Source organism: Cupriavidus sp. MP-37, assembly GCF_020618415.1.
GTDB lineage: Bacteria > Pseudomonadota > Gammaproteobacteria > Burkholderiales > Burkholderiaceae > Cupriavidus.
On the sequence record NZ_CP085344.1, the window covers coordinates 3,412,280 to 3,438,161 of the forward strand.

Here is a 25,882-nt window from a genome sequence, read left to right on the forward strand (position 1 = left end):
CGCCATGACCGCCGCCCCCAACGCTCCCCTGCTCCGCACCGACCTGCCCACCGGCATCCTGCTGGCCGCAGGCTTCGGCCGCCGCTTCGATGCCGCCGGCAAGCGCAACAAGCTGCTCGAGCTCCTTCCCGGCGGCCGCACCGTCGCCTGGCGCAGCGCCCGCACGCTGGCCGCGGCCTTGCCGGAATCGATCGCCGTGATCCGCCCGGGCAACCCGGCACTGGCGCAAGAACTGCGCCGCGGCGGCTGCCGCGTACTGGAAGCACCGGAGGCCGAAGCCGGCATGGGCGCGGCGCTGCGCGCCGCGGTGGCGGCCACGCCGGAGGCGCGCGGCTGGGTGGTGGCGCTGGCCGACATGCCGTGGCTGCCGATGGAACTGATCCGCGCGGTGGCGCTGACGATCACCTCGCCCGATACCATCGCCGCGCCGTGGCGCAACGGGCAACGGGGTCATCCGGTCGGCTTCGGCGCGGCCTGGCGGGAGGCCTTGCTGGAACTGGACGGCGACGAAGGCGCGCGCGCGCTGCTGAAGGACAAGCCGGTGACGCGGATCCTGACGGAAGAAGAGGGAGCGTTCCGGGATATCGATACGCCGGCGGATTTGCGCTGAGGCTGGGGCGCGTCGCACCCCGCTGGTATGCTCCCCTCTCCCGCAAGCGGGAGAGGGAGTACGCAAGCGGGAGTTTGGGGGCTTCAGGCAACGTCGCCGCTGCGGTTCTTTGAAAGCCAACTCAGCCGCCTCCGTCCTGCCCCTCGGCCAGCTCCGTCGTCTTCACCGCCATGATGAAATCATTCCGGTGCAGCCCCTTGATCTTCTTCGTGCGCCACGACACCGTTGCATGTCCCCAGCCAAAGCTGATCTCGGGATGATGCCCCTGCGCCTCGGCCAGTTCGCCGACGCCGTTCACGAACGCCAGCGCCTGCGCGAAATTGCCGAAGGTGAAGCGCCGTTCGAGCCGCGTCGCGCCATCGGCCAGCTCCCAGCCGGGCGCCTGCTGCAGCAGGGCCTCGGCCTCATCGGGCGTCAGTGGCGGCACGCCGCCGCGGCAAGGCGTGCACGATTGCGCTGCCAGGTTTTCGCTCATGGTCTCGCTCCCCGACCGAACGCGCCGTGCCTTATGCGCCCTCGGTCTCGGTCAATGCGCGCAGATATTCACGGCTCCACCAGTGCACATCCTGCGCGCGGATGCGCTCCAGCAGTTTCTGGTGCCGCTGCTGGCGCTCGGCCAGCGGCATGTGCAAGGCCTGCTGGATCGCCTGCGCGGTGGCGCGCGTGTCGTAGGGATTCACCAGCAGTGCCTCGCGCAGCTGCTCGGCCGCGCCGGCAAAGCGCGACAGCACCAGCACGCCCGGGTCTTCGGGATCCTGCGCGGCGATGAACTCCTTGGCCACCAGGTTCATGCCGTCGCGCAGCGGCGTCACCAGCGCCACGCGGCTGGCGCGGCACAGGCCCGGCAGCCGCTTGCGCGCGGTGGTGCGGTGGATATAGCGCACCGGCATCCAGTCCAGCTCACCGAATTCGCCGTTGATCGATCCGCTCAGCTGCTCCATCTCGCGGCGCAGGTCGACATAGGCGTCGACCGATTCGCGCGAGGGCGCGGCAATCTGCACCAGCGTTGCGCTCGAGCGGTTCTCGGGGTACTCGGCCAGCAGCCGGTAGAACGCCTTGAGCCGCTGCGGCAGGCCCTTGGAGTAGTCGAGCCGGTCGATGCCCAGCAGCAGCCGGCGGCGCGCGTACTGCGCGCACATCATCTCGTAGGTTTCCTGCGCTTCCTCGCCGCGGCCCAGTTCCATGAACTCGTCGACGTCGATGCCGATCGGGAACGCCTGCGCCCGCACCGTGCGGTGGAAGGCGCGGTAGCGATGCTCGCCCATCGGCTCGGCCTGCGCCTCGGCCTGCACGTAGCGCGAGAAATGCTCGACGTCGGCATGGCTCTGGAAGCCGAGCAGGTCGTAGGCAAAGAGCGCGCGCATCAGCCACTCGTGCTGCGGGATCGCGGCCAGGATCAGCGGCGGCGGCAGCGGCACGTGCAGGAAGAAGCCGATCTTCTGGCCGCAGCCGATCGCGCGCAGCTCGGAAGCCAGGGGGATCAGGTGGTAGTCGTGGATCCAGATGATGTCGTCGGGCTGCAGCAGCGGCGCCAGCTTGCGCGCGAACAGCTGGTTCACGCGCCGGTAGCCGTTGAGGAAGTTGGAATCGAAATCCGCCAGGTCGAGCCGGTAGTGGAACACCGGCCACAGCACGCCGTTGCTGTAGCCCAGGTAATAGGCGTCATGGTCCTCGCGGCTCAGGTCGACCGTGGCCAGCGTGACGTTGCCGGCCTGCTGCAGATGCAGGTCGCCTTCGCCGGGGGTCCCGCCCTGGGCGGTTTCCATCGCCTTGCCGCTCCAGCCGAACCACAGGCCGCCGGTCTGGCGCAGCGCTTCGGAAAGCGCGACGGCAAGGCCCCCCGCGGCCACGTTGCGGGGATCTGCGACCCGGTTGGATACCGCTACAAGTCTTGGCATAAATCTTTTTCTTGGTCCCTTGTTGTTTGCGTAGTCGCTGCCTGCCGTGCCCGGGCTGCCGCGCCGCGTTCCAGGCTCAGATCACCGTGTCCCACGGCGCCGACAGCCGCATGGCGCCATTGATCAGGCCCACCATCGAATAGGTCTGCGGGAAATTGCCCCACATCTCGCCGGTCACCGGATGGGTATCCTCGGACAGCAGCCCGAGCGGATTGCGCGCGGCCAGCATGGCCTCGAAGATTTCGCGCGCTTCGTCGCGGCGGCCGATGCGCGCGAGCGCGTCGATGCGCCAGAAGGTGCAGATGTTGAAGGCGGTCTCGGGCTTGCCGAAATCGTCCGGCGCCTCGTAGCGGCGCATGTAGGGGCCATCGCACAGCGTGGTCTCCAGCGCCTTGACGGTGGCGATGAAGCGCGGGTCGCGCGGGTCGATGAAGTTGACCTCGGCCATCAGCAGCACGCTGGCATCCAGTTCGCGCCCGCCGAAGCTTTCGGCGAAGGCCTGGCGCGATTCGCTCCAGGACTCGGCCAGGATGCGTTCCTTCATGCGGTGGGCGTGGCCGTGCCAGTACGCGGCACGTTCGGGCAGCACCAGCTTTTCGGCCACCTTGGCGAGCCGGTCGCAGGCGGCCCAGCTCATCAGCGCCGACGAGGTGTGCACGCGCGCGCGCGTGCGCAGCTCCCACATGCCGGCGTCGGGTGTGCCGAACACCCGCACCGCCTGCTCGCCCACCGCTTCCAGGCGGCCGAATTCGGCCGGGCCGCCGCGATGCAGCAGCCGGTGGTCATGGAAGGCCTGCGCCGCGCCCAGCACCACGTTGCCATAGACATCATGCTGGAAGTGCTCCTGCGCCTGGTTGCCGACCCGCACCGGCCCCATGCCGCGATAGCCAGGCAGGTGGTCGAGCATGCTTTCGGGCAGCTCGCGCTCCAGGCCGATGCCGTACAGCGGCTGGATATGGCCGTCCTGCGACTGCATCACCACGTTGGAGAGCCAGCGCAGGTAGTCCTCCATGGTGCCGACCTCGGACAGGCTGTTGAGCGCGCGCACCACGAAAAACGCGTCGCGCAGCCAGCAGAAGCGGTAGTCCCAGTTGCGGCCGCTGCCCGGCGCTTCCGGAATGCTGGTGGTCATGGCCGCGACGATGGCGCCGGTCTCTTCGTACAGCGACATCTTCAGCGTGATCGCGGCGCGGATCACCGCGTCCTGCCATTCGCGCGGCACCGCCAGGCGGCGGCTCCACAGGCGCCAGTAGGCCGTGGTTTCCTGTTCGAAGTCGCGCGCGGTTTCCTCGACGCCGTGCGCCAGCGTCTCGTCCGGGCCGAGGATGAAGTTATGGCCGCGCGTGACCAGGAACGGCGTGTGCGACAGCACATAGGCCAGCGGCGCGTCGGTGGTCATGCGCAGGGTCATGTCGTCGCCGATGTAGCGCACGTGGCTGCTGCCGCGCGTCATCTGCGGCGCCTTGCGGCCCCATTCGAAGCGCGGCGCCACCACCACGCGCACGCGCGGCGCGCCGCGCACCGGGCGGATGCGGCGGATCAGCGTGGTCGGGCGGAAGTAGCGCCCCAGCCGAAAAAAGCGCGGGGCGAAATCGGTGATCTCGAGGCAGTTGCCGTGGATGTCCGTCAGCCGCGTGCGCAGCACCGCGGTATTGGGCTCATACCATTGCCGCGACGAATGGAAGTCCTCGATCTCGATCGAGAAATGGCCGGCGTTCTCGCTCGGATCGAGCAAGGCATTGAATACCGGATCGCCGTCGAAGCGCGGCAGGCAGGACCAGACGATGCGTCCGCGGCAGTCGACCAGCGCCGAAATGGCGCAATTGCCGATCATGCCAAGCGACAGCGATGGGTTGGCGAAGCGCGTGCCGCCGTCCACGGTGCGGTTGACGCCTTCGGCGGGCGGCTTGCCCAGTTCTCCGGGGCTGCTCGGGTTGGTCACGGGATCTCCCTCACGATGTGGTTGGGCGCCGGCCCGGGCCTGGCCCGGCCTCGTGGGGCACGGCGCGCGGTGCGCTGGCGCCTGCGGCTGACGACAGCGCATGCGCCGAGCGGTGCAGCCAGCTGCGCAGCGCCGCCGGACCGGGCACGCTCACGGCGGCGACGGTCTCGCGCTGGCCCACCAGCACGCCCAGCCCGCCGAGCTTGCGCACCGCGGCGAAGCCGGGTTCGTCGGTCATGTCGTCGCCGGCAAAGAGCGGCACGCGCTCGGCAAAGGGCGCGGCCTTCATGAAGGCCGCGATGGCATCGCCCTTGTCGACGCCGGCCGGCTTGATCTCGACCACCATCTTGCCGGGCAGCGCTTCCAGGCCGACGGCATGGCGCAATACGTCAGTGACCGCGGCATCGACAATGCCGGCCAGCTCGGGCGCCTGCCGGTAGTGGATCGCGACCGCGACCGACTTGCGCTCCAGCCGCAGCGCCGGGTAGGCGCGCACCAGCGCTTCCAGGTGGGGAATCAGCGGTTCGAGTCCGGGGGCATGAGTCTTGGACACCATGCCGCCGTCGGTGCGGAATTCGGCGCCGTGGATGCCGGCCGCGGGCAATTGCAGCGGCTGCAGGAAGTGGTCGAGTTCGACGATCGGCCGTCCCGAGATGACGGCCAGCGCGCCGTCCAGCCGCTGGTACAGCGTGCGCAGCGTGCCGACCAGTTCTGGTTCGACCTGCACCAGTTCGGGCCGCGGGGCCAGGTCGGCCAGCGTGCCGTCGAAGTCGAGAAACAGGGCGGTATTGGGTTCGATTAGCGGTAGCTGTGGCATCGCGTTAAACCGTAACACGTCGTTTTGACCGGCGTCCACCGGGCGCCGTCCTACATGCCGCAAGCGCAACCCGGCGCCGATGCAAGCCTGGCGCCGGCCCGGCGCCCTGCGTGCACGGCCCCGAGTGAATGCCGATCCACTCCGCAGCCGCGGCGCACGCGGCGCGACGCCCCATGCCGGGCGGCGGCTGCGCCGCCCCGGTCCGGTACGCCAGGCCGGCATCCTTTATCATTGACGGTTTCCGCCAGAATTTCCCGGCTTTTTTGCGCGCCCGCTGCGCGCCTGCCGGCCAGCCCCGAGACCATGACCCGCCAGTCCGCCGCCCGACCCGATTATTTGAAGAAGATCCTGACCGCCAAGGTCTATGACGTGGCGCAGGAGACCGAACTGACTTATGCGCACCAGCTGTCGGCGCGCACCGGCAACTCGGTCTGGTTCAAGCGCGAGGACACCCAGCCGGTCTTTTCCTTCAAGCTGCGCGGCGCGTACAACAAGATGGCCTCGCTCACGCCGGAAGAACTGAAGCGCGGCGTGATCGCCGCGTCGGCCGGCAACCACGCGCAAGGCGTGGCGCTGGCGGCGGCCCGGCTGCAATGCAAGGCCATCATCGCCATGCCGGTGACCACGCCGCAGGTGAAGATCGACGCCGTGCGCGAGCGCGGCGGCCAGTGGGTCGAGATCATGCTGCACGGCGAGTCCTACAGCGACGCGTACAACCACGCCGCGGTGCTGGAGAAAAAGCACAAGCTGACCTTCATCCACCCGTTCGACGACCCCGAGGTGATCGCCGGCCAGGGCACCATCGCCATGGAGATCCTGCGCCAGCACCCGGGCCCGATCCACGCCGTGTTCGTCGCCATCGGCGGCGGCGGGCTGATCTCCGGCATCGCGGCGTACATCAAGGCGGTGCGTCCCGAGATCAAGGTCATCGGCGTGCAGACGGTGGACTCGGACGCGATGAAGCGCTCGGTCGATGCCGGCAAGCGCATCGAACTGAAGGAAGTGGGCCTGTTCTCGGACGGCACCGCGGTCAGGCTGGTCGGCAAGGAGACCTTCCGCATCACGCGCGAACTGGTCGACGACATCATCCTGTGCGATACCGACGCGATCTGCGCGGGCGTGAAGGACGTGTTCCAGGACACCCGCAGCATCCTCGAGCCGGCCGGCGCGCTGGCGGTGGCGGGCCTGAAGGCGTACGCCGAGCGCGAGAAGCTCAAGGGCCAGCACCTGGTGGCGATCGCCTGCGGCGCCAACATGAATTTCGACCGCCTGCGCTTTGTCGCCGAGCGCGCCGAAGTGGGCGAGGCCCGCGAGGGCGTGTTCGCCGTGACCATCCCGGAAGAGCGCGGCAGCTTCAAGCGCTTCTGCGAGCTGGTGGGCACGCGCAACGTGACCGAGTTCAATTACCGCATCGCCGACACCAGCATGGCGCATATCTTCGTGGGCGTGCAGATCGCCAGCCGCGCCGAGAACGACAAGATCGCCGCCAGCTTCCGCAAGCATGGCTTCGACACGCTCGACCTGTCCAACGACGAACTCGCCAAGCAGCATATCCGCTACATGGTGGGCGGGCGCTCGGCGCTGGCGCATGACGAACTGCTGTACCGCTTCGAGTTCCCGGAGCGGCCGGGCGCGCTGATGAAGTTCCTGTCGAGCATGAGCCCGAACTGGAACATCAGCCTGTTCCACTACCGCAACCAGGGCGCCGACACCTCCAACATCCTGGTCGGCATCCAGGTGCCGAAGAACGAGAAGCGCGCCTTCCGCGCCTTCCTTTCGACGCTGGGTTACGTACACTGGGACGAGACCGACAACCCGGTGTACAAGCTGTTCCTGTCCTGATCCCGCCGAGCGCGCCATGAGCCTTCCCGAACACTCGCCGCTGGGCAAGCCCTCGGCCTACAAGACCGAGTACGACGCCACCCTGCTGTTCCCGATCCCGCGCCAGCCAAAGCGCACCGAGATCGGCCTGCCCGAGGGCAAGCCGGTGCCGTTCTTCGGCGTCGATATCTGGAACGCGTACGAGCTGTCGTGGCTGAACCTGAAGGGCAAGCCGCAGGTGGCGCTGGCCACCTTCATCATCCCGTCGGACACGCCCAATATCGTCGAGTCCAAGTCGTTCAAGCTCTACCTGAACTCGTTCAACCAGACCCGGATCGCTTCGCCCGAAGCGCTGCAGCAGCTGCTGCACCACGACCTGTCCGAAGCCACCGGCGGCACCGTGCAGGTGCGGCTGGTGACCGAAGCCGAGCTTGGCACGCAGAAGATGGGCGAGCTCGACGGCCTGCTGCTCGACCGCCTCGACATCGAAGTGGACCGCTACGAGCCCGCGCCGGAACTGCTCAGCGCCGACCAGGAAGAAACCCCGGTGGAAGAAACGCTGGTATCGCACCTGCTCAAGTCGAACTGCCTGGTCACCGGCCAGCCCGACTGGGGCAGCGTGCAGATCCGCTACGTCGGCGCGCCGATCAACCAGGAAGGCCTGCTCAAGTACCTGATCTCGTTCCGCAACCACAACGAGTTCCACGAACAATGCGTCGAGCGCATCTTCATGGACGTGATGCGCCAGTGCAAGCCGGTCAAGCTGGCGGTGTATGCGCGCTATACGCGGCGTGGCGGGCTGGATATCAATCCGTTCCGCACCAACTTCAATACGGCGTGGCCGGATAACAAGAGGAATGCGCGGCAGTAGTGTTCAACTGCCGCGTGTTTTCTCCCCTCTCCCGCACGCGGGAGAGGGGACCGGCCTGCGCCATGTGGGGCCGCAACGTTGCTTGCTGGCCTCCCGTTCATATCCCCTGAACCTACTTTTGCCCTCAGGCGCCTCCGACGCGCGCCCAAGTTGTAACCGTCCTTGAATTAATTAACGAGAAAATTAATATACCTGAGACACCCACCCGCCAACCCAGCCACCATGCCCCGCAAACCCGCTTCCAAGCCACCCCGCCGCAGCCCCGGCCGCCCGGCGGCGGGCCAGCCGGGCCAACGCGAGCGCATCCTCGACGCGGCCACCGATCTGTTTTCGCGGCAAGGCGTGGCAGGCACGCCGGTCAAGGCCATCGCGACGCTGGCGGGCGTCACCCCGGCGCTGGTGCACTACTACTTCGGCGACCGCGACCTGCTGCTCGATGCCGTGATCGAGGAGAAGGTGCAGCCGCTGGTGGCCCGCTTCTTTGCCGGCACCCCATCGGACCATGAGCCGCTGGCGATGCTGGTCGGCATCGCCACCCGGCTGATCCGCGCGGTCGCGGAGGCGCCGTGGTTCCCGGGCCTGTGGATCCGCGAAGTGGCCAGCGATGACGGCGCGTTGCGCGAGCGCGTGCTCAAGCGCTTTGCGCTGGAACGCGCCGGCGCGCTGATGGCGCCACTGGCGGCGGCCATCACGGGCGGGCAACTCAACCCCGGCCTCGAGCCGGCGCTGGTGGTGCCGTCGCTGATCGGGCTGACGCTGTTGCCGCTGGCCACCACGCATATCTGGCGCCGGCTGCCCGGCGCCGAGGCGGTCGATACGGACGCGCTGGTGCGCCATGTCACGGCGCTGCTGACCCATGGGCTCTCGCCCGCGGCGGCAACGGCAAGTCCGAAGACACCCGCAGCCGCCGCCAGACGGCAGGGCCGCACAGCCAGGCATTCCCCGGAGTCCGCATGAACCACGCTGCTTCCACCCCTTGTGCGCGGCCGCGCACGGCGCTGCGCGGCACTGCCCTGCTCGGTGCCGCGCTGCTCGGTGCCACGCTGCTTGCCGCTTGCGGCAACGCGCGCACCGATACCTGGCAAGGTTATGTCGAAGGCGAATTCGTCAGCGTGGCCTCGCCTTTCGCCGGGCGCCTCGACACGCTCTCGGTGCAACGCGGCCAGCAGGTCGCGCAGGGCGCGGCGCTGTTCGCGCTCGAAGCCGACGACGAGCGCGCCGCGCGCCAGCAGGCCGCAGACCAGCTGCGCGCCGCCGAAGCCACGCTGCAGGACCTGAAGACCGGCAAGCGCCCGCTCGAAGTCGCGGTCAGCCGGGCCCAGCTGGCGCAGGCGCAGGCCCAGGCGCAACGCAGCGCCGCCGCGCTGCGGCGCGACCAGCGCCAGTTCGAGATCGGCGGCATCGCCCAGGCGCAGCTCGACGAATCGCGCGCCCAGGCCAGCAGCGACGCCGCGCGCGTGCGCGAGCTGCAGCGCGATATCGACGTGGCGCGCCTGCCGGGCCGCGAGGCGCAGCAGGCGGCCCAGGCCGCGCAGGTCGCCGCCGCGCGCGCCGCGCTGGCGCAGGCGCAGTGGAAGCTGTCGCGCAAGACCGTGGCCGCCACGCAGGCCGGACTGGTCTACGACGTGCCCTACCGCCTGGGCGAATGGGTGCCGGCCGGCAGCCCGGTGGTGCGCATGCTGCCGCCGGGCAATGTCAAGGTGCGCTTCTATGTGCCGGAAACCGTGGTGGGCGCACTGCGCAACGGCCAGGCGGTACAGGTGCGCTGCGACGGCTGCGCCGCGCCGGTGGCCGCCACCATCAGCTACGTCGCCAACGAGGCCGAGTACACGCCGCCGGTGATCTACAGCAACGAGACCCGGCGCAAGCTGGTGTTCCTGGTCGAGGCGCGCCCGTCGGCCGCCGATGCGCCCAAGCTGCGGCCCGGCCAGCCGGTGGAAGTGGTGCGGCAATGAACACGACCGCCAACGGCAGCGGCCTCGCCATCGACGTGCGCGGGCTGAACAAGCACTTCGGCGACAAGCATGTGGTCAATGACCTCAGCATGCAGGTCGCGCGCGGCGAGATCTTCGGCTTCCTCGGCCCCAATGGCAGCGGCAAGACCACCTCGATCCGCATGATGTGCGGGCTGCTGACGCCGGACTCCGGCGCGGGCACCTGCCTGGGCTATGACATCCTGACCGAGTCCGACGAGATCAAGCGCCGCGTCGGCTATATGACGCAGAAGTTCTCGTACTGGGACGACCTGTCGATCCGCGAGAACCTGGACTTCGTCGCGCGCGTGTACGGCATGCCCAACCGGCGCGAGGCCGTCGAGCGCGCGCTCGAAGACCTGGGCCTGGCAACGCGCTCGGCGCAGCTGGCCGGCGCGCTGTCGGGCGGCTGGAAGCAGCGCCTGGCGCTGGCGGCATGCCTGCTGCACCAGCCCGAGCTGCTGCTGCTCGACGAACCCACCGCCGGCGTCGACCCCAAGGCGCGGCGCGAGTTCTGGGAGCAGTTGCACCAGCTGGCCGCGCGCGGCATCTCGGTGCTGGTCAGCACGCACTACATGGACGAGGCCGAGCGTTGCCACAAGCTGGCCTATATCGCCTACGGCAGGCTGCTGGCGCAGGGCACCGCCGATGAAGTGGTGGCAAGCCAGAACCTGTCGACCTGGAGCGTCGAAGGCGACGACCTCGCGGCGCTGTCGGCGCAGCTGCAGGGCGCGCCGGGCGTGGAGCAGACCGTGGCCTTCGGCACCGCGCTGCACGTGACCGGGCGCGATGCGCAGGCGCTGGCCGACACGCTCGCGCGCCTGGCCGGCCCGGGCCGGCGCATCGAGCAGGCCCAGACCAGCCTGGAAGACGTGTTCATCCACATGATGAGCGGCGCCGAGGACAACATGGCGCGCAAGACGAAGGAGGCGCCATGACGCCCGCCTCGGCGCGCTTCTCGTGGCAGCGCTGGTGGAGCATCGTGCTGAAGGAGTTCCTGCAGCTGCGGCGCGACCGCGTCACCTTCGGCATGATCGTCGGCCTGCCGATCATGCAGCTGCTGCTGTTCGGCTTTGCCATCAACACCGATCCGCGCCAGCTGCCGACCGCGGTGATCGCCGCCGACCAGAGCGAGTTCACGCGCACGTTCGTCGCCAGCATGGCGCAGTCGACCTACTTCCGGCTGGTCGGCACGCTGCCCGACGAGCGCGCCGGGCGCGAGGCGCTGATGAAGGGCGAGGTGCAGTTCGTGCTGACCATCCCGCCCGATTTCACGCGGCGGCTGCTGCGCGGCGAGCGCCCCGCGCTGCTGGTCGAGGCCGACGCCACCGACCCCTCCGCCACCGGCCAGGCCATCGCCGCGCTGGCGCAGCTGCCCTACCGCGTCGCCGCGCACGACCTGAAGGGAGCGCTGGCGCCGCTGGCCGGCGGCAAGCCGCCGTTCGAGGTCCAGGTGCAGCGGCTCTACAACCCCGAGGGCATCACCCAGTACAACATCATTCCGGGGCTGATGGGCGTGATCCTGTCGATGACCATGGTGATGATGACCGGGCTGGCGATGACGCGCGAACGCGAGCGCGGCACCATGGAGAACCTGCTGGCCACGCCGGTGCGGCCGATCGAGGTGATGACCGGCAAGATCGTGCCGTACATCTTCATCGGCCTGATCCAGTCGACCATCGTGCTGCTGGCCGCGCGCTGGATCTTCAGCGTGCCCTTTGTCGGCTCGGTGCTGGCGGTGTACCTGGCGGCGCTGCTGTTCATCGCGGCCAACCTGACCGTGGGCATCACGCTGTCGTCGCTGGCGCAGAACCAGCTGCAGGCGATGCAGCTGACCTTCTTCTACTTCCTGCCCAACATCCTGCTGTCCGGCTTCATGTTCCCGTTTGCCGGCATGCCGGGCTGGGCGCAGGCGATCGGCAACATCCTGCCGATGACCTACTTCCACCGCATGGTGCGCGGCATCCTGCTCAAGGGCAACGGCTGGTTCGAGCTCTGGCCCAATGTATGGCCGATGGCGCTGTTTATCGTGGTGGTGATGGCGATCGCGGTGCGCTTCTACCGGCGCACGCTCGATTGAAGGAGCTGGCCATGCAACGACGACTCACGTCCCTGTTCGCCGCCGCGCTGCTGTGCGGCTGCGCGGTCGGTCCCGACTTCCGCGCGCCCGCGCCGGTCGACGATGCCGGCTACGTGCCGCGTCCGCAGCAGGTGGCGACCGTGGCGGCGGACGGCGCCGCGGACGGTGCAGACACGTCGGCCCAGTCCCACGCGCAGACGCTGGCTGCCGGCGCCGATGTCCCGGCGCAGTGGTGGACGCTGTTCCGCAGCCCGGCGCTGGACGCCACCATCCGCGCCGCGCTCGGGTCCAGCCCGACGCTGGCGCAGGCGCGTGCGCGGCTGCTCGAGGCCCAGGAGAACCTGGCCGCCCGCACCGGCGCGACGCGCTGGCCCGCCATCGATGCAAGGCTCGACACCACGCGCCAGCAGGTCGATTTCCAGTCGATGGGCATCACCGCCCTCCCCAGCCCCGGCCCGTTCACGCTGTACGGCGCGTCGGTGCAGGTGTCCTACGCACTGGACCTGTTCGGCGGCCAGCGGCGCGAGCTGGAAGCGCTGCAGGCGGTGGTGGACTACCAGCGCTACGAACTCGAGGCCGCGCGCCTGGCGCTGGCCGCCAACGTCGCCACCGCGGCCATCCGCGAAGCCGGCCTGCGCGCGCAGCTGGCCGATACCGCGGCGATGGTGGCGACGCAGCAGCGCCAGCTCGGCATCACCGAGGCGCGCCTGCGCGCGGGCGGCGTCGCGCGCGTCGAGGTGCAGCGCAGCCGCGCCGAGCTGGCGCAAACCCGGGCGCTGGTGCCGGCGCTGCAGCGCCAGCTCGATGCCACGCGGCACCAGCTTGCGGTCTACACGGGCCAGACCCCGGCCTCGGCCGCGCTGCCCGAGTTCCACCTGGACACGCTGTACCTGCCCGACACGCTGCCGGTCAGCCTGCCCGCCACGCTGGCGCGCCGCCGTCCCGATATCCGCGCGGCCGAGGCGCTGCTGCAACAGGCTTCGGCCAATATCGGCGTGGCCACCGCCAACCTCTATCCGCAAATCACGCTGAGCGCCAGTGGCGGCACGCAGGCCACCGCGGCGCGCGACTTGTTCAGCCGCCTCAACGTCTGGAGCCTGGCCGCGGGCCTGGTGCAGCCGGTGTTCCGCGGCGGCGAGCTGCAGGCGCGCAAGCGCGCGGCGGAAGCCGCGTATGAGCAAGCGCTGGCCGCGTACCGGCAAGCCGTGCTGCAGGGCCTGCAGAATGTCGCCGATGCACTGCGCGCGCTCGAAGCCGACGCCGCCGCGCTGCGTGAACGCGCCGACAGCGCGCGGCAGGCGCGCGCTACGCTGGCGGTAGTGTCGGAGCAGTACCGGCTCGGCGGCGTCAGCCAGCTGGCGCTGCTGGATGCCGAACGGCAATCGCGCCAGGCCGCGCTGGAACTGGCGCAGGCGCGCGCCGACCGGCTGGCGGATTCGGCGGCGCTGCTGCAGGCGTTGGGGGGTGGGTGGTGGGAGGAAGAAGCCGGCGCGATGGCGGCGGCGCCGCGGTAGCGGCGTTCCGGTCGGCGCTCAGGTCTTGTCGCTCTGCGTGTACCAGTAGGTGCGCTTGCGCTTGCCGGCGCTGGCGGGCTTCACTTCCTGGCCGCCCAGCGAAGACTTGTCGTCGCCGCCGCTGCCGCCCGCCTTGCCGCCGCCGATCAGCACCGGCACCAGCCGGGTCGAGCCATCGGTCTGCGTGACCGACACCATGCCGAATACCGGCGATGGGGGCAGCCCGCCGTTGTCGAAGGTGACATAGCGCGGCCCGTTGTTCATGCCCAGCCCGGTCAGGAACGACACCGCGTAGCCGCGCGCCACGCCCAGGTCGGGGTAGCAGGCGCCCGGCAGTACCTTGGAAGGCGTGTTGGTGCCGAAGTAGGTGTAGCCCGCCACGGTCAGCGGCGCATTGACCGCCTTCTCGCCGGCTTCGAGCGCGAGGTAAAAGCCGCTCGCCGTCGCCGTATCGCGGTAGGCCACGCTGGTCGCATCGACCAGATCGGCCTCCTTGATCGCTGCCCACGTTGCCGGCGGCTTGCCGTCGACGTTCGGGTCCTTGACCATGTAGAAGCGGTTGCGCACGTTCTGCGCCGCGCCCGGGGTCTGGCTCAGCGAATACAGCGGCTTCTCGCGGTCGCCCGAGGCGATCATCACCGCATCGTACTTGCCGGTGGCGACCACATCGGGCGGATAGAGGAACTTGCGCGCGTCGTTGGTGTTCACCGCGCCACCCAACTGGGCCAGCTTGGCGATGGTCCAGGTCGAGGGCACGTCGGTTGCCAGCGCGCCGAAGTCGATGCGCCAGATATTGCCGCCCACGTCGCCGACGTAAGCCTTGTCGGCGTAGCCATCGCCGTTGCGATCGACCACCGCAACGTCCGACGGGATCGCGCGGCTGTCGATGGTGACGCAGGTGCCCGTGGTAATGCCGGCGCAGCTGGCCAGCGCGGCCCAGACCACGTCGCCGCTCGCGGCGTCGAGCACGATCACGCCGCGGCCCTGCTGGTTGGTCGCGCCGGCATTGCCGCCCAGCGCGGGGTCCGAGTCTTCGCCGTCGGGGTCGTAGCCCGCGCCCATGATCAGCACGGGCTTCGGGTAGCCGCGCACGCGCATCACGCGCGGCTGCGACCAGGTCTGGCCTAGCTCCGGGATATCGGCGCTGGTCTTGCTCCACAGGTACTTGGGCTGCGCCGGATCGCTGACGTCGAGCGCATACACCAGCCGTCCGCCGCGCCGTGCGGTCAGGTAGATGGTCACTTCCGGCGTGGCCGGGTTGCTCAGGTTCTGGTAAACCGTGGTGGTGCCGTCGAAGAAATAGTCGCGCGGCGTGAACTGGACCTCGTCGGTGTCCTGCGGGCTGCCAGTCAGCCGCACCTCGGGCGCGTTGTTGTAGAGCCGCGCCAGCTTGCCGTAGAACTCGGGCGCGATAAAGCCCCACAGTTCGCCGCCGGCGCGGACCGTGCCGGCGCTGGTGGAAATCGCTCCGGTGCGGTTGCCGTTGACGGCGTGGAATACACCATCATTGGCGCCGTAGAACACCACCACGCCGGTGCTGCCGCCGTAGTCGACCACTACCGGGCGCGAGTGCAGCACGTCGCCGTGGATCGAGCCGCGCACCGTGACGTTGCCGCCGGGACCGGGCTCAGCCTCCTTCTTCGGGTCGGTGCCGGTCAACGCGGCAAAGACGTCCTTGCCGCGCACCCAGTCGATCATCTTGGCCACCTCGGCCGACGTGGTCTTCAGCAGCGACGGCCCGCTGCCCTCGGTCAGCGCCTTGTTGGCCGTATTGAAGGCGGCCAGCGGCGTGCCCTTGCTGCATTTGGCATCGGCGCAGGTCAGCAGCCGGCGCGCGCTCTGGCTGGTCAGGTAGTCGGCGCGCAGCATTTCGGCGGCGCCGCCCTTCTCGACGATCTCGCCGTCGGGCGCATCCTTGGCGTTGCGCAGCTGCGCCGAGGCATTCTTCCAGAAGCCGTCGGCGGGCCAGTCGGTGACGATGCTGGAACTGGCCACCTGCTTGGGCGGATCCTCGGTCCAGTAGCTGCGCGCATTGGGCGAGATAAAGCCGGTGCTCGCATTGCTGATCGCGTTCTTTGACGTCTGCTCGGTGCCACCCGGCACGCCGGCGTCGAGCATCACCAGGTTGCCGTTGGTGTCGTAGCCCAGCTTGTACTGCTTGAGGTTGCCGACCCAGCGCGGGCGCGCCTTGCCGTCCGGGCGGAACATGCCGATGTAGACCTGGTTCAGGTACGAGCCCTGCCCGTTCACGCTGACCGGCAGGCTGACCGAGGCGAACACGTTGTTGACCGCCTGCATCTCGTTGAAGATATCCTTCAGCGCCTTGGCCAGCGCGTCGTCGTCGCCGGCCCGCACCGTGAAGTTGCCACCGCCGCCCTTGGTGGCCATGCTGTTGACGAACTCCAGGTAGTCAAGGCTCTGCTTGCTGCCGTCCGTAACGCCAATGGTGTAGGTGATGACGTTCTGGCGCGTCGCCGTGGCCGAACCCGCGTTGTTGGCGGCGTTCAGGTCCATGCCGTTCAGGAAGCGCGCCCACTCATCGCCCCAGTTGTCGATGTTGTTGGCCTTGGACAGCGGAATCGGCGTGAGCTGCGCAGCCGTGGCACCCGCCTCCTTGAGCTTGTTGTACGCGTCCTGGCCGGTGTCCTGCGGCTTGCCGTTGTTGAGCGCGTTGGCGATGTAGATGATGAAGTTCTTCTGGCAGGGATTGCTGATCGGCGACTTGTAAGTGGTGCCGGACAGTCCCGTCTTGCCGGAAAAGAACGCCCACGCTTCCTGCATGGCTCCGCCGACCTGCGAATTGTTGGAGCTGTCCTTGGTGCGGTCGATGCTCTTGATGAACGCCAGCATCTCCTCGCCACCCGTCTTGTCGAGCAGCACCAGCCCCGACGGGGCGGTCGGCGGGGTGACGCTGGGGAAGCGGAACTGGGCGCCGGAGTTATTGCTACCCCCGAACATCATTACGCCGAGGTTGATCTTGCCGGTGGTATTGGGGTCGCTGATTAGGTCCGATACCGCCTTGTACAGCGCGCACTGTTCCGCGCCGACGTTGTTGTTCAGGTTGTTGGGACCGACCACGCCCGGCGTTTCGCAATCGACCTGCGCATTGGCATTCCACGCCGAGGCGTTGTCCAGGATCAGCAGCACGTTCGGACGCGCGCCGGCATTGGCCTGCAGTCCGGTGAACAGGTCGATGTCTTCGGCCAGCGCCGCGGGCGCGGCAGCCAGGCCGAGCAGGGCCGTGGCACAGGCGGCATAGGCGCGAAGCCGGCGGGCGGGCATGGGCATGCTGGTTCTTCCTTTCTGGATCGGGGTCGCGCCCGTGGCGTCAGGGGCAGGTGGAGCCATACAGCGTGCGCACGGCCACGCCCTGGTGCACCGTCGCTACGGTGCCGGTGTTGTTGGCGTCATTGACGGTCGCGGCGACGTCCCACTGCGTATCGTTGCAAAGCGAGCTGACCACATTGGCGCCGCCCGGCCCCACTACGAGGTTGCCGTTGCCGGTGCTGCTGCCGAGCGTGCATTCGGCATCCTCGGGGTGCTTCTCCGGATCGATCACCTTGGCCACCGGCTTGCTCGTCACGCAGGTCGGCGCGGCCACCTGCGCGACGTAATCCGCCGTGCCGTCGCCGGTCACGTCCACCGGCACGTCCACCGCCACCGGTGCCTTGGTGAAATCGTCGCTGATCACCTGCTCGATCGCCTGCTGCGCCACGTCGCGCGCTTCGGCGCTGTGCTGCTGGTTGGATGCCACCTTGACGTTGATTAGGCCCGAATTGACCATGGCGACCGCGATCAGCAGGAACAGCACCATGAACACCAGCGTCACCACCAGCGTGACCCCGGATTGCCTGCGGCGCAGCGCGCCGGCCTTTGACTTCATCATGGTTCTCTTCGCAGTTTGTTGCCGGTACGGCGTCATTGCTCACGTAACCCGGCCACGTTGACCAGCCGCGCCACCTGGGCGTAGACGTGGCGCTTGTAGCCATCGTTGAACGGCCCCGCGGCGGCCGCGCGGCCGAGTGCATAGGTGCGGTTGTCGGTATGGCCGCCGCTGGGCTTCAGCGTGCGCGCCAGCAGGTGCACGCGCACGGTCGTGACATTGGCCAGGTTGTTGATCGCCACGCCCCAGTCATAGCCCGGCACGGCGGTGCACGCCGCGCTGTTGTCGGCGCGCGGGTCCGCCACGTAGCAGTCGGCCGAGCCGTTGCTGTCCTGGTCCACGCCATACTGCACATGCAGGTCCTGGACCCCTTGCGCCACCGAGCGCGACTGGAACGCGCCGTTGACCAGCTCGGCCATCTTCAGCGTGGGAATGCCGTCGCCGCCGTTGCTGCAGCGGTCACAGGCGGCCAGGTAAAAGATGCGCACCATGGCCCGCCGCAGTTCGGCCGGCTGTGCCGCATCGCAAGCCTTGGTACGCAAGCCGAAGGCCGCTGCGCCGCTGGCGTCGAAGACGAAGCTCTGGGTGTCGAGCGAACAGGCCGAGAGCTGCAGGTAAGCCGATCCCGGCGCGGGCGCCATCACCGGCGTGGTCGACACACGCCGCACCACCAGCACCTCCGAGGTCGGCGCCAGGTCCGGCAGGCATGGGGCCGCCACCCCTGGCGCATAGCCGGCCAGCGCCACCGGCACGGTTTCGGCGGTGGGCGAGAAGCCCAGCGCGGCCGGGTCGGTCGCGCACAGCGCCGGCTCCGCGGCCTTGTTGCCACGCGCGATATTGCCCACGCCGAAGAACCCCGCCAGCTCCACCTCGCGCCGGATCTGCTCCAGCGCATACCGCCCGTTTTCCACCTGTTCGGCCGATTTGGCGAACTCGGTGCGCGACACGCTGTTGGCGTAATACAGGCTGGCCAGCGCGGTCAGCAGCACCAGGCCGATGGTGATGCCGATCATCAGCTCGACCAGCGAGATGCCGCGCTGGCGGCGCAGGCGCATGGCGCGCGCCCGGGATGAAGGCACAGGGAAATGCGGCGCGGTCATGACACGGTCCCGAGGGTGCCGATGCGGATCTGCGTGCTGACCGCGCGGCGATAGGCGTCGTTGCCGTACTGGTCCTTGCCGCAGCCCAGCGCCGGTGCGCCCGTGGTAGCCAGGCCCTGCCACGCCACGGTGATGCGGTAGACCTGGTTGACGGCGTCGACGGTGTCGATGCAGCCACGCGCACCGATCATGGCGCCGACCGCTTGCGCGGGATCGGCTGCGCTGGCGCCCGGACGCGTTTCGGCGCTGCCGAGCAAGGCGGCGTTCCAGGCCTGCAGGTCCGCGTTGGCGGTGGCGTTCTGCGCGGCGCTGCCCAGCGTGCACGCGGCCGGGGGCGCGGCCCCGCTGCCCAGCTGCATCCCGGCAGCGCCGTTGGCATAGCATGCCGCCACCTGGCGGTTGGCGTTCAGGCGCGCGGCCATGTCCTGCAGCAGCGCCAGCGCCTGCACGCGCTGGTAGGACTCCATTTCGGTCTGCCCCGAGCGCGCCACCAGTCCGGCGGTGCCCAGCAGCGCGACCAGCAGGATCACCACCGCCACCAGCACTTCGATCAGCAGGAAGCCGGCGTGCGCGCGGCGCGCCGGCAGGCGCCGCCGCGACTTCGTCATGCGCTTCATGTGCAGGCTCCGGTGGTGGAGGCGATGCGGCCGGTCTCGCTGACCTGCACGCATACGCGCGTGGTGGCCGAGGTATCGCCGCCGGGCGCGAACTCGAAGGTCATCGCCGCGCCGGTCAGCCGGCCGTCGTTGCCAAGGGCCAGGCCGCCGGCCGCACTGGGCGTGATGGTGAGCCCGCCATAGGGCCCGAACGAGCGTACCGTTTCGGCGCCCGCGCTCACGGTCCAGCCGGCAGTCCAGGCGGCGCCGGCCGGTGCCAGCGAAACCGTGGCATTGCGCTTGACCGCTTCGCTGCGCGCCAGCACCAGCGCCGAAGCGAGGTCGAGCGAAGCGCTGCGCACGCGCTGGCTGGCGAGCAGCGCGGCAAACGAAGGCGCCGCAGCGACCGCCAGGATCGCCAGCACCGACAACGCGCACAGCAGCTCGATCAGCGTAAAGCCGCGGCGCGCGGGCCGCCGGCGATCATTCGCGCGCGAAAGGCTGGGCCGCATGGTCAGTTCCAGCAGTCGGTGCCTGCGCCCGACGCGGATTTGGCGCCGGCGCTGGTCAGCGTCAGCGTGCCGCAATCGGTGTCGCTGAGCTGGCTGCCCCTGGGCGTGGCCACGATGCGGTAACCGGGCGGCGGTGCCGCGTTCGGTGTCACGGTAACGTCGTAGCGCGTCGCCAGCCCGGCGGGCACCGACATGCCGAGCGCGCCGAGGCTGGCGGCATAGGCGCGGTTGTCGACCAGGAAGCGCTCCTGCGCGCCCGAGACCTCGAGCATGAAGGACTCGATCGCGGCGCGGTTCGAGCGCACGACGTAACGGCTGTAGTTGGGAATGGCGACGGCGGCCAGAATAGCGATGACCGCCACGGTGATCATCACTTCGATCAGCGTGAAGCCATGCGGCGGCCTGCCCCGGCATGGCATGCCGGCAGCCCCCTGAGTCCCGCCAGTCTGGATGCCTGCTTGGGATCCGACCCCCGGGATGACCCTGAATATGACCCGAAACGGCGGGTTGACCCTCCCACCGTGTCGCACTGCCGGGCTTCTATGTCCCATGCTCGCGCTCCGCTACTCATTATGTTCCGGACGACCCATTTTTCCGGAGGTTATGGCGCGGAGTGTAAGTCACGATCCGTTAAGCGGGTAAGGAAAATACGATGCCGGCAGGCCGGCGTTGTAGCGAAGTGACAGTGGCGCCGCCGGATGTCGCCGGGGATCAAGATTCCGGCGCTTGTGGACGTTAATGCGCCCGCCCTCGCCCCGACGCGGTGCGCAGGGGGCCGCACCTGTGCAACAATCGTTACATCCTTGAAGCCGGAGCACCCATGCCGTCCGTTCCCCCCGCCGCCTCCCGGCCCGGGCCCCCAACGCCGCCATCGCCGTCAGCGCCGCCCCATGACCTCGAGGCCTTGCTGGAACTGCTGCGCCGCGGCTTCCCCAATCTCAGCACGCAGTTCCAGGGCGGTGCGCGCTACCTGCTCGACCATCCGCAGGACGTGCCGGTGCTGTCGATGCGCAAGATCGCGGCCAGTGCCGGGGTGCAGCCCGCCACCCTGGTGCGGCTGTCGCAGCATCTGGGCTTCGAGGGCTGGCAGGCCATGCGCGAGCTGTTTGTCGATGCGCTGCGCGGCGGTACCCAGCCCTATGCGCGGCGTGCGCGCAAGGTGGTGCGCGAAAGCAGCGCCAGCCGCATGCTGGGCGAGATGCTGGAGGCGCAGCACCACAACCTCGACCGGATCGCCGCCAGCAACGAGAAGACGCTGCCGCAAGCCGCCGAGCTGCTCTCGCACGCGGCCTGCGTGCATGTGGCGGGCTTCCGCTCATGCTTCCCGATCGCGTTCACCTTCCACTATGTCTACCGGCTGTTCCGCAGCACCGTGCACCTGATCCGCGCCGATGCCGGCACCCTCGAGATGGAATTGCGCGGCCTGGCGCCGAAGGATGCGGTGGTGGTGGTCAGCTTCGCCCCGTATTCGCAGGAAAGCATCCGCGTGGCCGAGGCCGCGCGCGAGTGCGGCTGCAAGGTGATCGCGCTGACCGACAGCACGGTGGCGCCGATCGCGCTGGCGGCGGACTGCACGCTGCTGTTCTCGGTCGAAAGCCCGTCGTTCTTCCCGTCGATCACCGCGGGCGTGGCCGTGGTCGAGGCGCTGGTCGAACAGCTGCTGGCGCGCAAGGGCAAGGGCGCCATCCGCGCGCTGGAGCAGGCCGAGGGCGAATTGCACCGCACCGGCGCCTACGTGACGCCCGGGCACCGCTGAGCGCGGCCTGCCCGGACAACGCAGCGGGCCGGCTTATTACGTGCACTTCTCCCGGTACGCCCGCTGCAGCGACTTCTTCGGCCGGTCACGTTCCAGCTCCGGCAGCTTGCGGCCCTGGGCGGTCTCGATGGCCGGCTCGGTGGCGCGGTACTCGCGCTTGGGCGCCTGCGCGATCTGCTCGGCCAGCGCGCGGCACTCGTCCGACTGGATGCTGGCCGGCGTCGCCGAAGGGTCGGGCCGGTAAGGGGTGGTGCCTTGCTGCACGGCTTCATTGATGGCGGCGGCGGCGCCGCCCTGATCCTGCCTCTGCGCATGCGCGCCGCACGCCACCGCAAAGGCGGCGACGGCGGCAATGCGGGTCAGGATACGCTGGCGTCTCGGCATGATGCGATGTCTCCTCTGGTGGCACAGGTTCAGGCAAGTACCGCGAGCTTAATCGTTCCCGCGCTGCCTGACACTACCGGCATTCGCGGCATTTCCGGCATTGGCAACGTGGCTTGCGGCCGGGGCCCCGGCCGCGTCCGCGCTGTCCGTGCGGCCGTGCGCGGCCTCGCGCCAGTCCTGCCGCTGGCGCCGCATCTGTCCCAGCGCCATGCGGGCCATGCTGGCCCACCCGGACGGGCGGGGATCGGCCAGCATGCTGAGCGCGCGGGCATAGTCCAACGTCAGGCCGGGGGTCCAGGCCATGGTCTTGGCGCGCTTGCGCAACTGCGCGGCCACCCATAGCTCGGGCGTGGCGAGCAGGCGCCACAGCGGCCGCCAGCCGCGGGCCTGGCGCCAGACCCGGGCCGATGCGCCTTCCAGCGCCGCTTCCAGCGCGTGCGAGACCGTGCTGGAGCAATTGCGATAAGTCAGGTTGTAGGTGGTGTCCTGCCGGTACGCCTCCCAGAAGCGGCGCAGGCGCTCCGCATCGTAGTTGCGGATGCGCACCTGTACCGTCGACGGGCACCAGGCGCGCGCTTCGGTCTGGTAATCCGGCTGGAACTTGCCCGGCACGTCGTTTTCGCGGGTGGCGCGCAGGATGCGGGTGAAGTCTTCGGGCGAGCGGTCGATTTCTTCGGCCGGGTACAGGCTGATGTAGATGCCCTCGGGCGATTCCAGCGCGGCATGGCCGGTGGAGATGACCCCGTCGCGGTCCACCGCGGCGATATAGCGGTCCACCAGCGGCTGGCGGCGCGCTTCGCCGCGCGCGGAGCCGACCGGGGTCCAGACGTGCACCGTCAGCGCAGGCTCGCCGGGCTCGGGCGGGCCGTCCCACAGGGTCAGGTCGGGCGCGCCGCTGGCCGCATGGAGCGTCTGCGCGGTAGAAGCCGGCGCCGCATCGGCCGGGTCCATGCCGGGGTTATGGTCGAGCCGCCGCAGGCGCGAGGCCAGCAGCAACAGGTTCCAGCCGCCGAAGATCAGCCCCAGGCCAAGGCAATACGGCACGGTGCCGACATAGTGGGTCGGGTACGGCTGATAGAAGAAGATCGCGACCAGGATCTCGAACACGCCGACGGCGACCGCCAGGCGCCAGGTGCGGAAGCGCACCACTCGCGCCGACACGATCTGCAGCAGCCCGTCGGCCAGGAACAGCGTGGCGAAGATCATCGACAGCACGAAGTGGCCGTGATGGTGGCCAGCCAGGATCAGCAACGCAGCAAGGCAGAACGACACGCCCTTGACCTGGCGCAGCGTGCGTTGCCCGCCGATGCCGCTGCGCGCCACCACCAGCGTGGCCAGGCCCTCGAGCAGCAGCACCAACGCGAACGGCGTCATCGGGAAGTAGATGGCGTTGTCGAATGCATCGACAAAGATCACGATGCCCAGCAGCACGCTCACACAGCCCAGCCACAGCAGGCCGCGCCAGCGCGTGCGCAGGTAGTCGACGCCCAGCAGGATCATTACCAGTCTTGCCATGTCCGTCTATCCGTTTTGTTGTCGGGCGCGGCGGGCGGCCCGTGGTTTGAGGCACAGACGCAATGCGAATGCGAAAGCTGGAACGAGGCCGCCAGGCGCTAGCCGCGGCGATGCTCGCCGCCTTCGTCGCGCTCCAGTTCCCAGTCGCGGCGCATCATGACATAGGTGAACGAGGTGGACCAGCCGATCAGGATCAGGCCGACCAGCGGCTCGATACTGGCGATCAGGCGGCTGGCGCCAACCGGAACGATATCGCCCAGGCTCTGGGTGGTAAAGGTTTCCAGCGCGAAGTAGGCGTAGACCAGCGCGCCCGGCTGCGCGCGCGCGGCCTCGACCCCCGGCACCGCCACCCCGGCCAGTCCGCCCAGCCCCAGCACGCGGTCGGCAAACCAGAAGCCGACCGCGAATACCAGCGCCTCGAGGCAATGAACCAGGATGATGCAGACGATCAGCACGCCGATGTTCATGCGCCCGCTCCATCGTCGCGGGTGCATCGCGGACAGCAGGCGCAGCGCCTCGTAGTGGATGCCGACCACCGTCACGGTCAGCACGGCGGCGCACAGCAGGGCCAGCGAATAATGTTCGGCAGAGGTTTCCATGCGCAGGGGCGCTCCCGTCTGGCGTCGGTGCGATCGTGATGGATCGGATCAGGCCGGGCAAAAAAAATGACGCCCTCCAAAATAACACCGGAAGGCGTGGGGGAAAACCAGGACGCGCTACGTGCCGGCGCGCGTGGTGCGCCGGCGGCCCTGGCAGAGGGTGGGAAGGCGGCCTGGCGGCCGCGGTCTAGCCGGGCGCGACGCGGCCCCGTGATTCCGCTATTGGGACTTGCACGACAGGTTCACGTACAGCCCGCCGCCCCAGCTGAAGGCGGTGTTGCCGCTGACCTGGACCTGGACCACGTCGTTGGCGGCCACCGGCGTGGTGGCCGGCGTCGAGCAGGTGCGCTCGTCGTTGTTGAGCACGCATTGCGACGCGTCGGTGATGGGCAGCACGTTGACCTGATCCAGCGCCGTGCCGCTGGCGACACGGTGCGCCGTGACGGTGTATTTGGCCTTCGCCGGGACCTCGCCGGCCAGGATCGCGGTCAGGGTGAAGCCGCCCTCGCAGGCCACCGGCATCACCGCGCCGAAGTACGGGTCGCTGCTCTGCAGCGACAGCCCGGAACCGGTCATGACATAGGTGCCGACGCCACCCGGCGGGGCCGTGACGGCGAAGTTGGCGGTGTAGACGGTGCCGCCCGCTCCTGGCTCGCCTTGCGGGCCCTGCTCGCCCGGGTCGCCCTTGTCTCCTTTTTCGCCCTGCTCGCCCTGCTCGCCCTTCTCTCCGGCCGGGCCCGGCGCACCGTCGGCGCCTGCCGGGCCCGCGGGCCCGACCGGGCCGGTCAGGCCGACCACCGAGATCCCGGCCGGCCACCCGTCCGCCGTCTTCGGGCCGAACAGCGTGTTGGTGGTGGTATTCAGGTAGAAGCTGCCCGCCGCGCCGTCCGCCGCGGTCGGATCGCCCGCGCCGTGCAGCAGCGTGGCGCCCGGCGCGCCCGGCACGCCCTGCGGGCCGATCAGCGACACGCCGGCGGGCCACTCGCCGCCGGCCTTCGGCCCGTATAGCGTCGAGCTCGAGACATTGAGGTAGAAGTCGCCATCGGTGCCCATGTCAGCGGTCGGCGCATTGGTGCCGGACAGGATCGTCTTGCCATTGGCGCCGGCAGGGCCGGGCACGCTGGCGGAAGGGCCAGCCCCGGCGGTGGTGGAATCGCCACCGCCGCCGCCGCAACCGGCGAGCAGGATGGCAAGGCAGGCGAATGGAATCGCCGCGCGTTTCAGGTCGATATGCTGCATGGTGGAAGCCCCCCGTTTTCGTCGATTGAAATCCCCGGTGCGATGCCGGGTAGCTCCAATCTAGAGAGCGCAGCGACTGCGGGAAATCGTGCATCCGCATGGGCTGTTTCAACCATGAAGCGCCAACCGGAACAGTAGAAATGCCGCGGCCAATGCCATGCGCGGCAGTCGCGCTGGCACGCAAAAAGACCGCAAAAATGGAGGGAAAGTCCACCGCAACGGCCGCATCGGGCCCCGGCGCCGGCTTCGCCCAAAGGGTTGAGTATGGGATGAAGTGCGCATGGCATGGCCCGTGGCAGGCCGGCGCGGCAGCGTTCACAGGCGAAACGAAACCGCGCGATTTACCCCTTTGAGAGGGTATGGTCCGCGCCGCCGGCCTGCCTGCCGCCGACGCGGGTGCCATGCACTATGCTGAAGACTCCAACAGTCCTGCGTGGAGGCCACTGTGCACAAGTTCCTTCCGATCGTCACGGCGATCATGCTGTGCGGCGCCAGCGGCATGGCATTCGCCCACAACTGTCCCAACGAGATGAAGGCCATCGACGCCAAGCTGTCGACCCAGCCCAAGCTCTCGCCGGATGATGCGGCCAAGGTCTCCAAGCTGCGCGCCGACGGCGAGGCCTATCACAAGGCCGGCAAGCACGATGAATCGATGAAGTCGCTGCTCGAGGCGAAGAAGATCCTGGGCATCTGAACGCCGCAGCCGCCACAAGGCAAAACCAAACCGCCACGTCTGTACGTGGCGGTTTTTCAATGTTGCGGCAAATGCGGG

The 25,882-nt window shown here is 69.0% G+C and carries 24 protein-coding genes; 10 read left to right on the plus strand and 14 right to left on the minus strand.

All coding sequences use genetic code 11. The features are described 5' to 3' along the window. Positions 1 to 4: 4 nt before the first annotated feature. A complete protein-coding gene (locus LIN44_RS15690; RefSeq protein ID WP_227312865.1) occupies positions 5 to 610 on the plus strand; it encodes an NTP transferase domain-containing protein in 606 nt (201 codons plus the stop codon). Positions 611 to 731: 121 nt separating this feature from the next. Here LIN44_RS15690 and LIN44_RS15695 read toward each other — a convergent pair whose 3' ends face one another. The 4 genes from LIN44_RS15695 to otsB all read right to left on the minus strand — a co-directional run bounded on the left by LIN44_RS15695 (position 732) and on the right by otsB (position 5,267). Next, the gene (locus tag LIN44_RS15695) at positions 732 to 1,085 is read right to left on the minus strand and encodes a 4a-hydroxytetrahydrobiopterin dehydratase (protein WP_227312866.1); all 354 of its coding nucleotides are present in this window, start codon (positions 1,083 to 1,085) and stop codon (positions 732 to 734) included. A 31-nt stretch (positions 1,086 to 1,116) separates the two neighbouring features. Beyond that, positions 1,117 to 2,508, minus strand: a complete 1,392-nt coding sequence (gene otsA / locus LIN44_RS15700) for an alpha,alpha-trehalose-phosphate synthase (UDP-forming) (RefSeq protein WP_227312867.1) — start codon at positions 2,506 to 2,508, stop codon at positions 1,117 to 1,119. A gap of 76 nt (positions 2,509 to 2,584) precedes the next feature. Then, complete coding sequence (locus LIN44_RS15705; protein WP_227312868.1) at positions 2,585 to 4,450, minus strand: glycoside hydrolase family 15 protein; 1,866 nt, start codon at positions 4,448 to 4,450, stop codon at positions 2,585 to 2,587. Between the two features lie 10 nt (positions 4,451 to 4,460). Then, positions 4,461 to 5,267, minus strand: coding sequence for a trehalose-phosphatase (gene otsB, locus LIN44_RS15710; RefSeq protein WP_227312869.1), 807 nt, complete (start codon positions 5,265 to 5,267; stop codon positions 4,461 to 4,463). Between the two features lie 303 nt (positions 5,268 to 5,570). On the opposite strand from otsB, the gene ilvA reads away from it, so the two are divergent. The 7 genes from ilvA (at position 5,571) to LIN44_RS15745 (ending at position 13,526) form a co-directional block, all read left to right on the plus strand. After that, positions 5,571 to 7,109 (plus strand): threonine ammonia-lyase, biosynthetic, encoded by a 1,539-nt coding sequence (gene ilvA / locus LIN44_RS15715; RefSeq protein WP_227312870.1) that lies wholly within the window; start codon positions 5,571 to 5,573, stop codon positions 7,107 to 7,109. A gap of 16 nt (positions 7,110 to 7,125) precedes the next feature. Then, positions 7,126 to 7,959 carry an NADPH-dependent 7-cyano-7-deazaguanine reductase QueF gene (queF, locus tag LIN44_RS15720; RefSeq protein ID WP_227312871.1) on the plus strand — a complete coding sequence of 278 codons (834 nt, stop codon included), beginning with the start codon at positions 7,126 to 7,128 and terminating at the stop codon, positions 7,957 to 7,959. A gap of 222 nt (positions 7,960 to 8,181) precedes the next feature. After that, a complete protein-coding gene (locus LIN44_RS15725; RefSeq protein ID WP_227312872.1) occupies positions 8,182 to 8,916 on the plus strand; it encodes a TetR/AcrR family transcriptional regulator in 735 nt (244 codons plus the stop codon). Further along, positions 8,913 to 9,914, plus strand: a complete 1,002-nt coding sequence (locus LIN44_RS15730) for an HlyD family secretion protein (RefSeq protein ID WP_227312873.1) — start codon at positions 8,913 to 8,915, stop codon at positions 9,912 to 9,914. Before LIN44_RS15725 ends, LIN44_RS15730 begins: the two co-directional genes overlap by 4 nt. Then, on the plus strand, positions 9,911 to 10,870 hold the full coding sequence (locus tag LIN44_RS15735; protein ID WP_227312874.1) for an ABC transporter ATP-binding protein: 960 nt from the start codon (positions 9,911 to 9,913) through the stop codon (positions 10,868 to 10,870). The genes LIN44_RS15730 and LIN44_RS15735 overlap by 4 nt, the downstream gene beginning before the upstream one ends. Next, positions 10,867 to 12,012 carry an ABC transporter permease gene (locus LIN44_RS15740; protein ID WP_227312875.1) on the plus strand — a complete coding sequence of 382 codons (1,146 nt, stop codon included), beginning with the start codon at positions 10,867 to 10,869 and terminating at the stop codon, positions 12,010 to 12,012. The genes LIN44_RS15735 and LIN44_RS15740 overlap by 4 nt, the downstream gene beginning before the upstream one ends. An 11-nt stretch (positions 12,013 to 12,023) precedes the next feature. Further along, complete coding sequence (locus LIN44_RS15745) at positions 12,024 to 13,526, plus strand: efflux transporter outer membrane subunit (protein ID WP_227312876.1); 1,503 nt, start codon at positions 12,024 to 12,026, stop codon at positions 13,524 to 13,526. Between the two features lie 18 nt (positions 13,527 to 13,544). Here the strand turns inward: LIN44_RS15745 and LIN44_RS15750 are convergent, their stop codons facing one another. From LIN44_RS15750 to LIN44_RS15775, 6 genes are read right to left on the minus strand one after another with little or no spacing between them, the layout of a single operon-like run. After that, positions 13,545 to 16,814 (minus strand): pilus assembly protein, encoded by a 3,270-nt coding sequence (locus tag LIN44_RS15750; RefSeq protein ID WP_227312877.1) that lies wholly within the window; start codon positions 16,812 to 16,814, stop codon positions 13,545 to 13,547. 40 nt (positions 16,815 to 16,854) lie between these two features. Next, the gene (locus LIN44_RS15755; protein WP_227312878.1) at positions 16,855 to 17,412 is read right to left on the minus strand and encodes a pilus assembly PilX N-terminal domain-containing protein; all 558 of its coding nucleotides are present in this window, start codon (positions 17,410 to 17,412) and stop codon (positions 16,855 to 16,857) included. A 32-nt stretch (positions 17,413 to 17,444) separates the two neighbouring features. Continuing rightward, positions 17,445 to 18,509, minus strand: a complete 1,065-nt coding sequence (locus tag LIN44_RS15760) for a PilW family protein (RefSeq protein ID WP_370641579.1) — start codon at positions 18,507 to 18,509, stop codon at positions 17,445 to 17,447. Further along, positions 18,506 to 19,126 carry a type IV pilus modification protein PilV gene (pilV, locus tag LIN44_RS15765; RefSeq protein WP_227312880.1) on the minus strand — a complete coding sequence of 207 codons (621 nt, stop codon included), beginning with the start codon at positions 19,124 to 19,126 and terminating at the stop codon, positions 18,506 to 18,508. The genes LIN44_RS15760 and pilV overlap by 4 nt, the downstream gene beginning before the upstream one ends. After that, positions 19,123 to 19,617, minus strand: coding sequence for a GspH/FimT family pseudopilin (locus tag LIN44_RS15770; protein ID WP_227312881.1), 495 nt, complete (start codon positions 19,615 to 19,617; stop codon positions 19,123 to 19,125). The genes pilV and LIN44_RS15770 overlap by 4 nt, the downstream gene beginning before the upstream one ends. 2 nt (positions 19,618 to 19,619) lie before the next feature. Continuing rightward, positions 19,620 to 20,036, minus strand: a complete 417-nt coding sequence (locus tag LIN44_RS15775) for a type IV pilin protein (RefSeq protein WP_227312882.1) — start codon at positions 20,034 to 20,036, stop codon at positions 19,620 to 19,622. 401 nt (positions 20,037 to 20,437) lie between these two features. Between LIN44_RS15775 and LIN44_RS15780 the strand changes: the two genes are divergently transcribed. Then, positions 20,438 to 21,373 (plus strand): MurR/RpiR family transcriptional regulator, encoded by a 936-nt coding sequence (locus LIN44_RS15780; RefSeq protein ID WP_227312883.1) that lies wholly within the window; start codon positions 20,438 to 20,440, stop codon positions 21,371 to 21,373. Between the two features lie 36 nt (positions 21,374 to 21,409). Here LIN44_RS15780 and LIN44_RS15785 read toward each other — a convergent pair whose 3' ends face one another. From LIN44_RS15785 to LIN44_RS15800, 4 genes are all read right to left on the minus strand, one after another. Further along, complete coding sequence (locus tag LIN44_RS15785) at positions 21,410 to 21,757, minus strand: hypothetical protein (protein WP_227312884.1); 348 nt, start codon at positions 21,755 to 21,757, stop codon at positions 21,410 to 21,412. A 48-nt stretch (positions 21,758 to 21,805) separates the two neighbouring features. Continuing rightward, on the minus strand, positions 21,806 to 23,272 hold the full coding sequence (locus LIN44_RS15790) for an HdeD family acid-resistance protein (protein ID WP_227312885.1): 1,467 nt from the start codon (positions 23,270 to 23,272) through the stop codon (positions 21,806 to 21,808). Positions 23,273 to 23,370: 98 nt separating this feature from the next. Continuing rightward, the gene (locus LIN44_RS15795) at positions 23,371 to 23,871 is read right to left on the minus strand and encodes an ion channel (RefSeq protein ID WP_227312886.1); all 501 of its coding nucleotides are present in this window, start codon (positions 23,869 to 23,871) and stop codon (positions 23,371 to 23,373) included. A 219-nt stretch (positions 23,872 to 24,090) separates the two neighbouring features. Then, the gene (locus LIN44_RS15800) at positions 24,091 to 25,110 is read right to left on the minus strand and encodes a collagen-like protein (RefSeq protein WP_227312887.1); all 1,020 of its coding nucleotides are present in this window, start codon (positions 25,108 to 25,110) and stop codon (positions 24,091 to 24,093) included. Between the two features lie 445 nt (positions 25,111 to 25,555). Between LIN44_RS15800 and LIN44_RS15805 the strand changes: the two genes are divergently transcribed. Then, positions 25,556 to 25,804, plus strand: a complete 249-nt coding sequence (locus tag LIN44_RS15805) for a hypothetical protein (RefSeq protein ID WP_227312888.1) — start codon at positions 25,556 to 25,558, stop codon at positions 25,802 to 25,804. The last annotated feature ends 78 nt before the right edge of the window (positions 25,805 to 25,882 follow it).